Here is a 566-nt window from a genome sequence, read left to right as displayed (position 1 = left end):
TGTCTAAGCAACTTAAAGTATCTGTTAGTCAGTATTCAACTGCAGGAAAGAAAGACCTGAATCAGGACTTCCATGCAGCCTATGCCCCGGAAGAGCCTTTGCTCGCGTCCAAAGGGCTGGTGGTCGCTTTGGCTGACGGTATTAGTAGCAGCAATGTAAGCCAGATTGCGAGTGAAACCGCGGTTAAAGGTTTTATACAGGACTACTACAGCACATCAGACTCCTGGTCTGTGAAGACCTCTGCTCAACGGGTTCTTAAAGCAGCTAACTCCTGGCTGTTCGCGCAGACCCAAAATAGCCCGCATCGCTTTAATAAAGACAAAGGCTATATCTGTACCTTTAGTTCGCTTGTTATTAAGTCGAACACTGCTTATTGCTTTCACTCTGGTGATTCACGTATCTACAGGCTTGCTGACAATAACCTTGAGCAACTAACCAAGGATCATCGACATGTCGTTGATGCAGAAACGAGTTACCTGACCCGCGCATTGGGCGTTCATGACACTTTGGAAATGGACTATCGAGCGCTTCCTCTAAGTGAGGGAGATATCTTTATTCTTGCTACT

1 protein-coding gene is annotated in these 566 nt (G+C 46.3%); it reads left to right on the top strand.

Features of this window, described 5'->3' with window-relative positions; translation table 11 throughout:
- Positions 1-566 (top strand): PP2C family serine/threonine-protein phosphatase (locus A3756_RS06010; RefSeq protein WP_197481212.1); only part of this gene is annotated, 566 nt, incomplete at both ends.

Source organism: Oleiphilus sp. HI0086 (assembly GCF_001635225.1).
The sequence above is the reverse complement of the archived record's forward strand: the minus strand, read 5'-3'. Positions and strand labels throughout refer to the sequence as shown.